Annotated in this window: 15 protein-coding genes; 4 read left to right on the plus strand and 11 right to left on the minus strand. The window is 60.5% G+C overall.

The genetic code is table 11. The features are described from left to right. Positions 1-268 precede the first annotated feature (268 nt). A complete protein-coding gene (locus tag E0L15_RS01720) occupies positions 269-817 on the plus strand; it encodes a DUF4364 family protein (protein ID WP_087229499.1) in 549 nt (182 codons plus the stop codon). Beyond that, positions 814-1623, plus strand: a complete 810-nt coding sequence (locus E0L15_RS01725; RefSeq protein ID WP_279280422.1) for a putative ABC transporter permease — start codon at positions 814-816, stop codon at positions 1621-1623. Before E0L15_RS01720 ends, E0L15_RS01725 begins: the two co-directional genes overlap by 4 nt. 51 nt (positions 1624-1674) lie before the next feature. Here E0L15_RS01725 and E0L15_RS01730 read toward each other — a convergent pair whose 3' ends face one another. The 3 genes from E0L15_RS01730 to deoC form a co-directional block, all read right to left on the minus strand. Beyond that, positions 1675-2271, minus strand: a complete 597-nt coding sequence (locus tag E0L15_RS01730) for a carbohydrate-binding family 9-like protein (protein WP_168124352.1) — start codon at positions 2269-2271, stop codon at positions 1675-1677. Between the two features lie 25 nt (positions 2272-2296). Beyond that, complete coding sequence (locus tag E0L15_RS01735; protein WP_087229490.1) at positions 2297-2653, minus strand: sporulation initiation factor Spo0A C-terminal domain-containing protein; 357 nt, start codon at positions 2651-2653, stop codon at positions 2297-2299. A gap of 99 nt (positions 2654-2752) precedes the next feature. After that, positions 2753-3400, minus strand: coding sequence for a deoxyribose-phosphate aldolase (gene deoC, locus E0L15_RS01740; RefSeq protein ID WP_168124403.1), 648 nt, complete (start codon positions 3398-3400; stop codon positions 2753-2755). A 176-nt stretch (positions 3401-3576) separates the two neighbouring features. Between deoC and E0L15_RS01745 the strand changes: the two genes are divergently transcribed. Then, positions 3577-4476, plus strand: coding sequence for a helix-turn-helix domain-containing protein (locus E0L15_RS01745; protein ID WP_168124353.1), 900 nt, complete (start codon positions 3577-3579; stop codon positions 4474-4476). Then, on the plus strand, positions 4473-6188 hold the full coding sequence (locus E0L15_RS01750; RefSeq protein ID WP_168124354.1) for an ABC transporter ATP-binding protein: 1716 nt from the start codon (positions 4473-4475) through the stop codon (positions 6186-6188). The genes E0L15_RS01745 and E0L15_RS01750 overlap by 4 nt, the downstream gene beginning before the upstream one ends. A 35-nt stretch (positions 6189-6223) precedes the next feature. Here E0L15_RS01750 and E0L15_RS01755 read toward each other — a convergent pair whose 3' ends face one another. From E0L15_RS01755 to E0L15_RS01790, 8 genes are all read right to left on the minus strand, one after another. Next, the gene (locus E0L15_RS01755) at positions 6224-7375 is read right to left on the minus strand and encodes a DUF362 domain-containing protein (protein ID WP_168124355.1); all 1152 of its coding nucleotides are present in this window, start codon (positions 7373-7375) and stop codon (positions 6224-6226) included. Between the two features lie 73 nt (positions 7376-7448). Then, a complete protein-coding gene (locus E0L15_RS01760; RefSeq protein WP_168124356.1) occupies positions 7449-9398 on the minus strand; it encodes a bifunctional 4-hydroxy-3-methylbut-2-enyl diphosphate reductase/30S ribosomal protein S1 in 1950 nt (649 codons plus the stop codon). Continuing rightward, complete coding sequence (locus E0L15_RS01765; RefSeq protein ID WP_168124357.1) at positions 9395-9985, minus strand: lysophospholipid acyltransferase family protein; 591 nt, start codon at positions 9983-9985, stop codon at positions 9395-9397. The genes E0L15_RS01760 and E0L15_RS01765 overlap by 4 nt, the downstream gene beginning before the upstream one ends. Continuing rightward, a complete protein-coding gene (gene cmk, locus E0L15_RS01770) occupies positions 9982-10674 on the minus strand; it encodes a (d)CMP kinase (protein WP_087370378.1) in 693 nt (230 codons plus the stop codon). The genes E0L15_RS01765 and cmk overlap by 4 nt, the downstream gene beginning before the upstream one ends. Further along, complete coding sequence (locus E0L15_RS01775) at positions 10671-11936, minus strand: NAD(P)/FAD-dependent oxidoreductase (protein ID WP_347565964.1); 1266 nt, start codon at positions 11934-11936, stop codon at positions 10671-10673. The genes cmk and E0L15_RS01775 overlap by 4 nt, the downstream gene beginning before the upstream one ends. A gap of 32 nt (positions 11937-11968) precedes the next feature. After that, complete coding sequence (locus E0L15_RS01780) at positions 11969-12841, minus strand: MurR/RpiR family transcriptional regulator (protein ID WP_168124358.1); 873 nt, start codon at positions 12839-12841, stop codon at positions 11969-11971. 137 nt (positions 12842-12978) lie between these two features. Next, positions 12979-13683 (minus strand): pseudouridine synthase, encoded by a 705-nt coding sequence (locus E0L15_RS01785; protein ID WP_168124359.1) that lies wholly within the window; start codon positions 13681-13683, stop codon positions 12979-12981. A gap of 17 nt (positions 13684-13700) precedes the next feature. Next, the gene (locus tag E0L15_RS01790; protein ID WP_168124360.1) at positions 13701-14837 is read right to left on the minus strand and encodes a D-alanyl-D-alanine carboxypeptidase family protein; all 1137 of its coding nucleotides are present in this window, start codon (positions 14835-14837) and stop codon (positions 13701-13703) included. Between the last annotated feature and the right edge of the window lie 38 nt (positions 14838-14875).

Genomic DNA, 14875 nt, shown 5'->3' on the forward strand with positions numbered 1-14875 from the left:
CTCCCACATTCTCACCAATTTCCCCTCCACCTCCACCCCCACCGACCACATCCGTCACTTGCAGGGGCTGGGACAGCTGCCTGTCACTGGTATTCTGGACCGCCCCACTTGGAGTTTGCTGGTTCGGCTGTACCATGCCTTAGTGGTTCGAAACGCCCTGGCCGCCCTGTGAGCCTCCAGGTTTCCCTTGTAAGCCTGGGCCTTTTTCGGTATAATATAGAAGTGGCCCATGGGGCCACCTTATCCCAGGAAAGGCAGGAACAAGACCATGGCTCGTTTTGGATTCATCCACAGCAAGTTGGACACCAAATTGCTCATTCTCTATATTCTCACCCGTGTGGCGGGCCCCATTGACTTCGCCACCCTCACCGATCTGGTGATGTGCGACGACGGCGTGGACTACTTTGAATTTGCTGAGGCCCTGTCGGAGCTTCTGGAGAGCGGACACCTGGTGCGTGAGGGGGACTACTACTCCCCCACCGACAAGGGCCGCCGTAACTGCGCCGACGGCGAGAGCAGCCTCTCCCCGGTCATTCGCAAGCGCTGCGACCAGCGCCTGGCCCCCTTCAACGCCGCTTTGAAGCGGAAGGCCCAGGTGCGCAGCCGGGTGGACCCCTCCCCCGACGGCACCTTCTACACCGTGCGTCTGATGCTGGACGACGACCGGGACAACCTCTTTACCCTCTCACTGCTCACCGCTACCCGGGAGGAGGGAGAGGACATCGCCCAGCGCTTCACCCAACACCCCGACCGCATCTATAACGGTGTGCTGGGTATCCTACTGTCCGACCCAGAAAAGAGAGGTGAAACCCATTGACCATCCTGGGCTATCCCATTCAGGCACTGTTTCTCTACTTTATCTTTTACTCATTTCTAGGATGGTTGATGGAGACCTGCTACTGTTCCATTCTGGAGCACCGTCTGGTGGACCGGGGCTTTCTCTACGGCCCCATTTGCCCCATCTACGGCGCCGGCGTTCTGTTAATGGTCCTCTTTTTCACCCCGCTGAAGCACAACCTGTTTGTGTTCTATCTCACCGCTGTGGTGGTGATGACCTCGTGGGAGTACTTCGTGGCGTGGCTTCTGGAAACCACCACCCACGTGCGCTACTGGGACTACTCCCGGTTCCGCTTCAACATCAAGGGCCGGGTATGCCTGTGGGTGGCCCTGGTGTGGGGCGCGCTGTCCTATGTGGTGATCTTCTGGATTCACCCCGCCGTGGACGGCATCTACCAGACCATCCCCGGCTGGCTGGTGAACACCCTGTGCGTGGTCTTACTGGTCATTCTGCTGGTGGACGCCACCCTCACCATCCGACACCTGGCTTTGGTGTCTCAGCTGGTGGTGAAGCTGGCCGCCGCCCGGGACGAGGCACAGGTCCAGTTCTCTCTGGGCAAGGCCGAGCTGGGTCAAATTCTGGAAAACCAGTCCGCCGCCCTGCGCAGCAACTACAGCCAGCAAGTGGCCCGGTTGGAACGGTATTCCCGCTCCTTCCGCCGCAAATACTCCAACATGCGTCTGACCAGCCGCTATGCCAGCCTCACCGATGATCTCCGGGCATCGGCTGCCGCCGCCCGCAAGGAGATTCTGAAAAAGCGGGAGAATCGCAAGAAGAAACAATAATCTCAGCAACAGAAAAGCAGGCCGCCAAAAAAGGCGGCCTGCTTGTTCTATTTATTCAAACACCAGGGTGCCGAAATCGCCTCGGCGGTGGAAATCCGGCTTGTCACTGGTCACCGGGGACCAGGCCAGATAGTGGGGATGCTCGGTCTCATCGCCGCACTTGTAGACGTTGGCACAGCAAGTGCCGGAATAGGTAAAGCCGGGGAAGTAGCGGCCCAAAAACTCGGCAGGGATGCGGAAGGTGATGCCCCAGGTGTTCTCCTCCTGCCAGCTCTGGGGGCAGAACAGCTCGTCCATCTTCTTGACGATCTGGCGCACCCGGGTGGGGCGCGTGCCGCCAAAGCCCAGGTTCAGGGACTTGAGGGGGTTCCACTCAAAGTTGAAGTACCGGGTGTCCTCCTCCACGGGGGCAAAGAAAAATTCCAGGCAGCTGTCGTTGCACACCTGGTCTAAGGTCCCGGTGAGGGTGGCACGGATGGGGTTCTCCTGGGCCTCCAGGCGCACGTACAGGTTCTCTCCGTCGTGGCACAGCTGCATCCAGGCCTTCACTCCGGCAGGCTCCAGCCAGCCCGTCTCCTTCAGCTCTGCACGGGGAATGTTATCCCAATGAGCCCCATCTCCCCGGAGCACACGGTAGGTCTCTTTCATAGATTTGTCAACTCCAGTCTTGTTCTCAGTCATCAAAGGCTCCGTTGGCCTCCATGTAATAGCAAATAATATCCACAAATTCGCCTGTGGTGGGCTTGACACGGATGGGGAATCCCGCCATCTCTCTCAGTCGCTCCTGGTCGCCTTTGTTCCACTGGTGGTCCCGAATGAGCCGCAGATTCCGTTCCACCGTCGCCGGGGTGGCCTGGTCAAAGTGGGCGGCCACAGCCGGATACAGTCCCTTGGTGATGCGGCGCAGCAACTCCGGCTCCGTGTGGGCCAACTCCACCGCACACACCAGCTGTCGCAGGGACAAAGACTCGCCAATCAATCCCATGGAGCGCAGGACCTCTCGAATCGCCCGTTGTTGATTCAATGTCATCCCGCCTTCCCTCGTTTTTCTCAGGTCTATTTTACTATAACTCCCAGAAAAACGAAAGAAATTTCATTCTGATTTTTCGACGTGATTCGACACCCCAATTTAGCCCTTCACCAAGGCCACAATGCGGGAGGTACCCAGCCGGGCAGCCCCCAGGTCCAGGAAGGTCTGGGCATCTTCCAGGGATGTAATCCCTCCGGCAGCTTTCACCTGCACCTGTGCTCCCACATGGGCACGCAGCAGGGCCACGTCTTCCGCCGTGGCGCCCCCAGAAGAAAATCCGGTGGAGGTCTTGATAAAGTCCGCCCCACTCTCGGTCACCAGCTCACACAGCTTCACTTTCTCCTCTTGGGTCAGCTGGCAGGTCTCCACGATCACCTTGAGGATATGCTCCCCACAGGCCTCCTTCACCGCCCGCAGCTCCGCCAACACGTCCGACCAGCGGCCATCCTTCACCCAGCCCAGATTGACCACTAGGTCAATCTCCCTGGCTCCGTTAGCCATGGCGTCCTGAGCCTCAAACACCTTCACCGCTGTGGTGGAGTAGCCATTGGGAAACCCGATGACGGTACACACCGGAAGTTTTCCCGCCAAATACTCGCTGGCCTGTTTGACATAGCTGGGCGGGATGCACACCGAGGCGCAGCCATAGGCCACCCCGTCGTCGCAAATCTGGCGAATCTCCTCCCAGGTGGCGGTGGGGCGCAGCAGGGTGTGGTCCACCGACGCCAAGATGCGCCGTTCGTCCAATTCTCTCACCTCCCCCATGGTTTTATCTCTTCCCCATCATACCCTCCCTTCTGCCCCATTGCAAGAGGTTTTCCCTTTCTGCTTAACCATTGGTTGAATTTACTCAAGATTTTCTCCATTGCACTCAACCGCCATTTTTCCTATAATACAACCATCAAGCGAATGGAGGGATTTTAATGAACCAGCCTTTGAGTGCCACCATCACCCGCCTGCGCAAAGAACGGGGCCTGACCCAGGAGCAGCTGGGCCAGCTGGTGGGTGTATCCGCCCAGGCGGTGAGTAAATGGGAAAAGGGCGGTGCCCCGGATGTGGAGCTGCTGCCGGTGCTGGCCGACCGTCTGGGGGTGAGCATAGACACCCTATTTGGCCGGGCAGACCCATCCACCGCCGATATGACCACCCAGTTTCAGCAGTGGCTGCTGTCCATCCCCTCAAAGGAACGGTTTTCTGCCTTATTTGAACTCTTGGCCGCTACTTCTACCTGCCTGGGCAGTGATCTGATGAGCTCTGGCATTCTCCCCCCTATGTCCCTGGGTGATACCTGCTATATGGATAACATCATCCCGAACGCCACTTCCCGCACCTGGCTGCGAGCCTATGTCCATGCAGAGGAGGGACTGCTTTTGGGGGTACTGGCCAAGGATTTCCCGCTCTACCTATTGATGCCGGAGCCATCCGAAGGGTATCAAAACAACCTTCCCTCCCCGGAAGAATGCCGAAAGCTCTTCTCTGCTCTGGCACTTCCTGGCGCCATGGAAATACTCCTTTTCCTCTACAGACGAGAAGAGGGCTTTTACCACCCCTCTGCCATTGCGAAACACACAGGCCTACCATTGGACGATGTGCTGTCCGCTCTTCCTCAAATGGCAGAGTGTGAGTTACTCAAGAAAAAGGATTTGGAGCTGGAGGATGGCCCCACCCAGGTCTATACTCTCCACGACAACTATGCCTTTGTCCCCTTTCTATTCTTCGCACGGTGGCTGACGCAACCGGAAGACGCCCATGTGTTTGCCTGTGACATCCGCAAACGCCCCATTCTCGCACCACCCCCTGAGAAAAAGGAGAACCAATCATGAAACAACAACTTGACCGCACCCTCTACACCCGTGCCATGTTCCGGGGTAATCGGCTTTGCTTTGTCATCGCCACAGCGCTCATCTGCCTGGGCTCTTTTTGGAATCTGATCGTCTCCTATCTCCTGGGCCACATCCTGGATATTATGACCACCGGAGATCTGCAAGAGCTTCTCAATACCCTCTGGTTCTGTCTGGGCCTGACCGCCGTGATTCTGATCAGCGAACTCATCATGTATCGCTTTAAGGGACGATTTATCCACCGCGCCCTGGCCCAGTACAAGGACCTGGCCTTTGCTCAGCTGTCCCAGAAGAGCATCCGGGCCTTCGCCCAGGAAAACACCGGGCGGTACCTCTCCGCCCTCACCAACGACACCAACTCCATCGAAGAAAATTACCTCAACCAGTTCTTCCTGCTCCTCTCCCAGATTCTCATGTTCCTAGGTTCTCTCCTCATGATGCTGTGGTACAGCTGGAAGCTGGCCCTGGCCGCCATCCTGCTCAGCCTGGTCCCCATCGCCGCCACCTTGGCCACCGGTGGAAGGCTGGCCGCCCGGGAAAAGCAGGTCAGTGAGCAAAACGAGGGCTATGTTGCCATGCTCAAAGACCTGCTCAGCGGCTTTCCTGTCATCAAAAGCTTCAAAGCAGAGGGACAGGTCCTCTCCCGCTTTACCCAAACCAATGCCAGCCTGGAGCACACCAAGGAGGGCCGCCGCTGGTATGCCAGCTTCATCTCCATTCTGGGCAGCTGTCTGGGCTTCCTGGTCCAGTTCGGCATCTTCCTCTTCGGTGCCTATCTGGCCATCCGAGGGGAGATCACCCCGGGCACCGTGCTTATCATGGTCAACCTGTGCGGCCTGCTTCTCAATCCCATCCAGACGGTGCCCCAGTACTGGGCCGCCCGCAAAGCCGCCCTGGCCCTCATGGACAAGCTGGCAGAGCTCACCGCTCAGAACCAGCAGGAGAGCGGCGTATCCATCCCCGCCACGCTGAGCCAGGCCATCACCCTGGACCACGTGTCCTTCGGCTACGAGCCGGACAAGCCCATTCTGCAAGACTTCACCGCCCAGTTCCAGGCCGGGAAGACCTACGCCATCGTGGGCGGCTCCGGCTCCGGCAAGTCCACCCTGCTCCACCTTCTCATGGGGGCCAGCGGGGCCTATACCGGCTCCATCGCCATCGACGGCACCGAGCTGCGGGAGGTGGATGCCCACAGCCTCTATGACCTGATGAGCCTTATGGGGCAGGATGTGTTCCTCTTTGACGACACCATCCGCAACAACCTCACCATGTTCCGCTCCTTCCCCCCAGAGGAGGTGGCGGATGCGGTGAAGCGGTCCGGGCTGTCCCAGCTAATTCAAAATCGAGGCGAGGACTACCGCTGCGGGGAAAACGGCGTGAACCTGTCCGGCGGCGAGGGCCAGCGCATCTCCATTGCCCGGTGCCTGCTGCGCCGCACCCCGGTGCTGCTGCTGGATGAGGCCACCGCCGCCCTGGACAACGCCACCGCTGCCGCGGTCACCCAGTCCATTCTGGACTTGACGGGTACCACCCGCATTGTGGTCACCCACCGCCTGGAGCCCCAGCTCATGGTTCAGTACGACGAAATTCTGGTCCTCCGGGACGGACGCATTCAGGAGCAAGGCTCCTTCTCCGATCTCATGGAGCGAAAGGGATATTTTTACTCCCTGTTCACCCTGGCACAGCCTACCTAACGAAAACGGCCTGACGGATACCGTCAGGCCGTTTTTTATCGTTCCAGCAGTCTGGCCACCCAGGTGCGGTGGACCACCATGGCGCTTTTGGGGCAGAACTCCTGGCAGCAGAAGCAGCGGATGCACTTGTCCCGATGGACCACCGCCTTCCCCTTCTCGATAGTGATGGTCTTGGCCGGGCAGATGTTAGCGCACACGCCACAGCCCACACAGTGCTGCTTCACCACCTTGGGCTTCTGGCTGAACACCTTGGCCATCACCGCGCCCCGCAGCCGCTTGGACAGGTGCTTCCCGTCCCCCTCAAAGAGGTGGCCGTTGCCCGTCTCAATGCGCTGGAAGTCTGGGACCACAAAGTCCTCTACGTTGCCCTGGACGGTCAGCTCCTCCACGGTGGGAGGAATGAGCCCCCGCTCCAGCGCCGCCTCCAGGGTGGGCACCTCCTCCCGGCGCAGGCCCAACAGCTGGGCGCACACCAGGTCCGCCTTGTGAGGGCTCTCAGAGGCCGCCAGAAGGCCCACATGGCGCGGAGTACCTCCGGTAGGCCCATTACCCTCCATGCATGTCACGGCGTCCACTATGGTCAAGCGAGGCTTAAAATACTCGTCCAGGTCCACGATCATCCGGGCGAAGTCCCGAGGGTCAGGAAACCGGAAGTGATACTCCGGCTTCATGGCGCCGGGGATGGACCCAAACATGTTCTTGGCTCCACAGGTCATGGCCATCATGCCGTGGGTCTTCAGCTTGCAGAAATTGATGATGGCATCCGCCTTTGAAAGGTAGGCGGTATAGGTGAACTGGCGGCACACCTTGCCCTCCGGGTACTCCCCCTGGGCATGGCTGAAATCCCAGTTCAGACGGCCTCCCGCCTGCTCCACCTGCTCCATCCCGGTGGCCTGGTATACCCGCTTGACATAGGCGGCGTTGTACAGCCCGCCGGGGCTGTCCCCCACCACCACGTCTGCTCCACGTTCGGAGAGCATGCGCACCAGGGCACACAGCAACGACGGGTGGGTGGTGGCCGCCCGTTCCGGCTTGAGAAAGGTCACCAGGTTGGCCTTGATGGCGATTCTCATCCCCGGCTTGACCCAAGACAGGCCACCCAGGGGCTCCAGCACCCGTGTCAGGGCGGACTCCACCTCCCCCTGGGAATAGTCCTTGCAGGGGGTGAGCACCACATCCGGTTTCATACGATTCCTCCTTTGGACAAAAAACTCCCCCGGCCGATACAGCCGGGGGAGTTGGTACAGCGATTTGAGAAACTTAGGCTTCCTCGGACTCCTCGGTCTCCTCCACGTCGTTGCCCTCCAGCAGAGCACGGATGGACAGGGACACCTTCTTGTTCTCCTCGTCGATGGCGATGATCTTGGCGTCCACCATCTGGCCCTCAGTCAGCTCGTCGCCGGGCTTCTCCACACGGTGATCGGCGATCTGAGAGATGTGGATCAGGCCGTCCACGCCGGGAACGATCTCGGCGAAGGCGCCGAAGGTCATCAGCTTGACGATGCGCACGTTGGCCACATCGCCCACGGAGTACTTGCTGGTGAACACAGTCCAGGGCTCCTGGCTGCGGTCCTTCATGCCCAGAGAGATCTTCTTCTTCTCGGGGTCGAAGCCGATGACGTACACGTCCACCTCGTCGCCCACGGAGACAACCTCAGCGGGGTTCTTGATGCGGGACCAGGACAGCTCGGAGACGTGGACCATGCCGTCCACACCGCCGATGTCCACGAAGGCGCCGTAAGAGGTCAGGCTCTTCACGGTGCCGGTGTAGTGCTTGCCCACCTCGATGTTATTCCAGATCTCGGCGGCGGCAGCGGCACGGGCCTCAGCGGCCACGGCACGGATGGAGCCCACCACGCGGCGGCGAGCACGGTTGACCTCAGTGATGCGCAGCTGCACGCGGGTCTTCACCATGCCGGACAGGTCAGCACCACGGGGCTGGCCGGACTGAGAGGCGGGGATGAACACGCGGATGCCCTTGACGTTGGCCACCAGGCCGCCCTTGTTCTCCTCGGTGATGATGCCTTCCAGCACTTCCTTGCTCTCCACGGCGTTCTCGATGGTCTCCCAGTTCTTGGCAGCATCCAGACGCTTCTTGGACAGCTTCACCATGCAGTCGCGGTCGCTGACCAGCATGACGTAGGTCTCGATCTCCTCGCCAACCTTGGCAATGTCCTCCACCTTCACGTCGGGATCATCGCTCAGCTCGGACACGGGGATGTAACCGGGATACTTGATGCCCAGCTCCACCTGCACCTCGGTGGGTGTGATGGCAACGACAGTACCAGTGACCTTATCCCCCGTATTCAAAGTTTTGAACGATTCCTCCAGCATTTCAGCAAAGGACTGTTCAATCTCCATAATTTCGTCGCTCATTTTGTTGTAGACCTCCTTTATTATCCACTCCGGTGTGGATGCACCGGCAGTGATGCCAAGCGTCCGGACAGAGCAAAAGTCCTCCGGGGACAGAGCGTCTGCTTGCTCCACCTGCACCACGTGGGCACAGGACTCCTGGCAGATCTGGGTCAGACGCCGGGTATTGGAGCTTTTGGGGTCTCCGATGACGATCATACTGTCACACCTGCCGGCCAATTGAGCCGCCTCAGTTTGACGCTTAGACGTAGCACCACATATTGTATCAAAGTATTCCGCATTTGTACACACTTTTTTTGCGTTTTCAACGGAATTTTCCCAATTCGCCCGAATGGCCGTGGTTTGGGAGACAAACGTCAGGGGTTGATGGACCAATTCCGGGCGATTTTGGAAGATTTTTTCCAGCTCTTCCCAGTTTGCTGCCACCACAGAATGTTCTGCACATCCGGCAATGCCCACAATCTCCGGGTGGTCCGGGTCGCCCACAATCACAGGCACCCGGCCCTGGGCGGCGGCATTGCGGACAATGTCGTGGATGCGGGTGACGTTGGGACAAGTGGCGTCCACCACCTGGCAGTCCTTCTCCTGAAGCTGGGCGTACACCCGGTCCGGCTCTCCGTGGGCCCGGATGAGCACCGTGGCCCCCTGGGGGACTTCCTCCAAGCTGTGGACGGTCACCGCCCCCAGCTCTTCCACTTTGGCAATCACATGGGCGTTGTGGGTGATCTCTCCCAGCAGGTAGATCTTCTGGGTCTGGGCCAGCTGTTGGGCTTGCTCCACGGCTCGGCGCACGCCGTAGCAGAAGCCTGCGGACTTGGCAAGGAGCACTTCCTTCATACGCTACCTCCCAAATGATGAATCCGGTCCATGAGGTCGTCAGCAATGCGCTGATAATCCTCTGGTCCCGCTTTTCTCCCCTCGTAGACGGGGGCATAGGGCTTACCAAACACCACCCGGGTCTTGCGGAACAGCTTCTTCTTGGGGGAGATGTACACCGGGAGAAGCATAGTTCCGGTACGGGTGGCAAACATGGCGGCTCCGGTGTGGGCCGCGGCGTCCTCCCCCTCTTTCACACGGGTTCCCTCGGGGAAGAGCAGCAGCTTCTCCCCGTTGCGCAGCACCCGCATGGCCTCCTTGATGGCGGCCACATCCGCCTTGCCTCGCTTGATGCCGATGATGCCCGCCTTTCCCAGTAAAAAGCCCAGGACGGGAATCTTCATCAGCTCTTCTTTTGCAATGATGCGGGTTTGGCACCTCCAGCCTAAGGCGCACACCACATAAATGGGGTCTCCCAAGGTGGTGTGGTTGCCGCACATCACCACGGCTCCCTCCGGCACGTTCTCCCGGCCCTCGGCTTTCCAGGGGTGGAAGATTCGCATGAAAATCCAGATCAGAGGATACAGCACAGCATACAGTCGATTCATGGGCGCACGCCCTCCCTTCCCAGCTTGGCCACAATGGTCTCCAGCAGCAGCTTGTGGCTCTCCTCCAGGTCCTTGCCGGTGGTGTCCACCACGGTGGCGTCCTCCGCCTGTTTCAGGGGGGCAATGGCCCGCTCCATGTCCTGTCGGTCCCGCTCCACCACGTCGGCCAAAATCTGCTCCAGGTCGGCCTGCTGGCCCCGCTCCAGAAGCTCCAGATAGCGGCGCTGGGCCCGGTCCTTGGCGTCGGCAGTGAGGAAGATCTTCACGTCCGCCTGGGGCAGCACCACCGTGCCGATGTCCCGGCCGTCCATGATGACGTTGTGGTTGTCCGCCAGGTGCCGCTGCTTGTTCAAGAGGAAGGCCCGCACCGGGGCCAGAGCCGCCACCTTGGAGGCGTAGCCGGAGATCACATGCTGGCGGATGGCCTGGGAGACGTCCTCCCCGTCCAGATACATCCGCTGCTGTCCATCCTCCCCGTGGCCCATGGTGATATCCACCTGGCCCAGCACCTGCTCCACCGCCTGGGGGTCGCTGGGGTCCACGCCTCGTCGCTGGACCGCCAATCCCACCGTGCGGTAAATGGCCCCGGTGTCCACGTAGAGATATCCCATCTCCTGGGCCAAAGCCCGGGCCAGGGTGGACTTCCCCGCCCCGGACGGGCCGTCGATGGCTATGCTGTAATACTTCATTGCGCTGCGCCGTCCTTTTTCTCTAAATATTCTGTGACTGCCTGTCCCGCCACCCAGCCGGTGGCCCAGGCAATTTGCAGGTTGAATCCGCCAGTGTAGGCGTCCACGTCCAACAGCTCCCCGGCAAAGAAGAGCCCCGGTGCCTTCTTGGACTGCATGGTCTTGGGGTCTACCTCCCCCACCTTCACCCCGCCAGCAGTGACAATGGCCTCTTCCACCGGACGGGGCCCGGACACCTCCACGGAAAAGTCCTTCAGCGTCTCCAGCAGGCTGCGCCGCTGCTCCCGCCGCAAATCATGGGCCTTGGTGTCCAAGGGAATGCCCGCTCGGCTGGCCACCACCGGAATCATGGACTGGGGCAACAGCCCGCCCAGGGCGTTGCCCATGTTCTGGTTGGCCCGGTCCGTGAAGTCCCGCACCAGTCGGGCGTCCAGCTTGCCCGCATCCAGGGCAGGCTTTAAGTCAATGTGCAGGGTATAGTGGTCCCGTTGGAAGTTCATATGGGCAGAGGCAGAGAGCACCAGGGGCCCGGACATGCCAAAGTGGGTGAAGAGCATCTCCCCCATCTCCTGGTAGACCACTTTTCCCTTTTTATTTTTCGCCCGCACCTCCACGTTGCGCAGGGACAGCCCCTGCATCTGCTTACAGCAGGGGTCGGAGGACTCCAGGGGCACCAGAGAGCCCCGCACCGGGATGATCTCATGCCCCGCCTGCTGGGCCAGTCGATAACCATCCCCGGTGGAGCCGGTACGGGGATAGGAAGCCCCTCCGGTGGCCAGGATGACGCAGCCCGCCTCCAGGCCCTGGGGGCTGTGCTGGGTGGTCACCCCCACCACCTGGCCGTCTTGGAGCTTCAAGCCCGTGACCCGGTCCCGGCGCAGCTCCACACCCAGGCGACGCAGCTCAAAAAACAGGGCGTCGATGATGTCGGCGGCCTTGTCCGAAACGGGAAAGACCCGGTTGCCCCGCTCCACCTTCAGCTTGACCCCCAGGCCCTGGAAAAAGTCCATGGTGGCCTGGGCATCAAACCGGGACAGGGCGCTATACAAGAACTTGCCGTTGCGGGGAATGGAGGCCATCAGCTCTTCCGTGGAACAGTGGTTGGTGACGTTGCACCGCCCCTTTCCGGTGATGTACAGCTTGCGCCCTACTTTCTCATTGGGCTCCACCAGCACCACCTGGGCCCCGCCTCTGGCGGCAGAAATGGCCGCCATCATTCCGGCAGCTCCCGCTCCCACCACGATTACACTTTCTCTACTCACCGTCGTTCCATTCCTCTCCCGGGCGTGTTTGATTACTTCCCGTCATACTCCACCTTCTCATACACCTGATATTCGTCCCAGATGTTCTCCAGCCGCTCAAAGGTGGCGGTGACCTCCGCCGCCTTCTTCCGTCCCACCGCAGCAATCAGGGCGTTGAGGATGGACAGCGGAGCCACCAGGGAGTCCACAAAGGAGGCCATGTCGCTTTTGGCCAGCAGGCGGAGGTTGGCCGTATCATACAGGGGCGACATGGCGCTGTCGGTGAGGGCCACCACCGTGGCCCCCTGGTCCCGGGCAAACTCCATGGCCCGCACCGTGCGGGTGGAGTAACGGGGGAAGCTGATGCCGATGACCACGTCCCCCTCTCCCACCCGGAGCATCTGCTCAAACATCTCGCTGGCCAGGGTGGTGTGCACCTGGCGCACGTTGTCAAAAATCAGGTTGAAATAAAAGGCCAGGAAATCGGACAGGGCGGCCGCCGAGCGTACGCCCAGGATGTAGATATGTTTGGCCTTGACAATGGCCTCCACAATCGCCGAGAACTCCTCCCGGCTCAGCTCCTCCAGGGATGTACGGATTTTCTCAATGTCCGACTGCACCACCTTCTCCAGCAGGTCGTGGTCCCCCAGTCGGTCGTTGGACACCTCAATGCGCTGCACGGTGGTGAGCTTGCTGCGAATCATCTCCTGCAAGGCCCGCTGCATGGCAGGGTAACCGTCAAAGCCCAGCTCGGCGGCAAAGCGCACCACCGTGGACTCACTGATACGCACCGTCTGCCCCAGCTTGGCTGCCGTCATAAACGCCGCCTTGTCGTAATTCTCCAAAATAAAACGGCCAATCAATTTTTGCCCCTTGGAAAATGTGCCCATATTGCTCTGAATTAGCGTCAAAATATCCCGACTCACAGCGGTTCCCCCTCACTGGCTCCTTGCCCAAGAAAATCGGCGTACCACCAAGGGCCGCCGATTTCCATCATTGTTTCTCTGTCCTATCATACTCGCTCTTTTGGTAAAATGCAAGAGGTTTTGCAAGAAGTTTACCGTCACTTGCAAATTTCATGAAACAATTCCTGCATCTCCCCTGCGGTCAGGGTCCGCCAGGTGCCCCGTTTCAGGTTTCCCAGCCGGAGATTGCCCTCCCGCACCCGCACCAGACGGGTGACGGTGACCCCGGCGGCGGCGCACATCCGCCGCACTTGGCGGTTTTTCCCCTGATGAATGACGATTTTCAGCTTCTGGGGCCCCAGAGGCTCCACCTCGTCGGCCACCATGTCCTCCCCGTCCACCACCATGGGCTTGGAGAGAACAGGCAGGGCCGCCGCCACATCTCCGGTGACCTGGACGTGGTACTCCTTGCGCACCTCGTGGGAAGGATGGGTGAGCTTGTGGGTGAGGTCTCCGTCGTCGGTGAGCAGCAGCAGGCCCTCCGAGTCCATGTCCAGCCGTCCCACCGGCCACACCCGCACGCCGCAGTCTGCCACCAGCTGGGCCACCGTCTTGCGCCCCTTCTCGTCCGAGAGGGTGGTGACGTACCCCCTGGGCTTGTGGAGCATGAGATATGTATGGCGGCGGGGCTGGGTCAATGCCACCCCGTCCACCTGGATGTGGTCCCGCTGGGGGTCCGCCTTCTCTCCCAGGGCAGCCACCCGTCCGTTGACCTGCACCCGCCCTGCGTTCAAATACTCCTCCGCCTTGCGCCGGGAACAGATCCCGGCCCCGGAGAGAATCTTCTGTATCCGTTCCTCCACGCGCTCACGCTCCTTGTCTAAATCAGTCCCATGCCGGGCACGGTGGTCTCCCAGCTCTTTCCCCACAGGCCCATCCACCAGCGCACCAGGGCATTGGGTTTCCACCGATCATCTTCCACCCCGGTCCCGGTCTCCAGGGGCATCTCCGCCACCACTTCCCCGTCCAGAATCCAGCGGGCGGTACCTACCTGGGTCCCGGCGGGGATGGGGGCGGTCAAGGGCGAGTATACGTCCAGCTGCATGTCCAGCTGTTCTCCCTCCGCCAGGGGATACCAGCAGTCCCCCTGGGCCACCAGAGACACCGTGGGCTGCACACTGCCCGCCACCGCCGCCTGGCCCACCGTTGTCCCCTCCCCGCACAGCTGGGTGACCGGGTAGGTATCAAAGCCGTAGTGGAGCAGGGCCTGGTGGTCGTCCCAGTCGTCCGGGTCGTTGAGGGTGACGCACACCAGGGTCTGCGCCCCCCGGGTGGCCGCCGACACTAAAGTGCGGCCGGAGGCCTCGGTATACCCGGTCTTCATGCCCACGCAGTCCTCCTCCAGCCACAGAAGCTTATTGTGGTTGACGAAGGTGCGCCCCTCCAGGGAGATATTCTGGGTGGCGCAGATGTTGGCCACCGTGGGGTTTTCCAGGCAGGCACAGGCCAGAAGGGCCATGTCATAGGCGGAAGAGTAGTGCTCCTCCTGGTTGAGGCCGCTGGGGTTGGTAAAGTGGGTGTTGGTCATGCCAAGCTCCCGGGCCTTCTCATTCATAAGCCGGGCAAAGCCCTCCAGGTCCTCCCCAATCCAGCAGGCAATGACCTGGGCGGCATCGTTGCCCGACTGGAGCAGCAGCCCGTAGAGCAGAGTCTCCAGGGTCAGCTGGTCTCCCGCCTTGAGATAGAGGGAAGAGCCCTCCACCCCCTCCAGCCATTCCGGTTCCACGGTAATGGTCTGGGACAGTTCGGAGGTCTCCTCCACCGCCACCAAGGCGGTCATCAGCTTGGTGATGCTGGCAATGGGGCGGGGGGTGTGCATGTCCTCTTCAAAGAGCACACGCCCGGACCCCGCATCCATAAGCACCGCCGACGAGGCGGAGGTGGACACCGCTCCCGCCGGGGCGGACATGCCAAATAATAGCGTCAAGGCCAGCAACAGGGCCGCAATCTTCCTCAAAAAAGGTCACTCCCATCCAAGGTATCAGATGGGAGTAG

It is taken from the genome of Pseudoflavonifractor sp. SW1122, assembly GCF_012027765.1.
GTDB classification, from domain to species: Bacteria; Bacillota; Clostridia; order Oscillospirales; family Oscillospiraceae; genus Enterenecus; species Enterenecus faecium.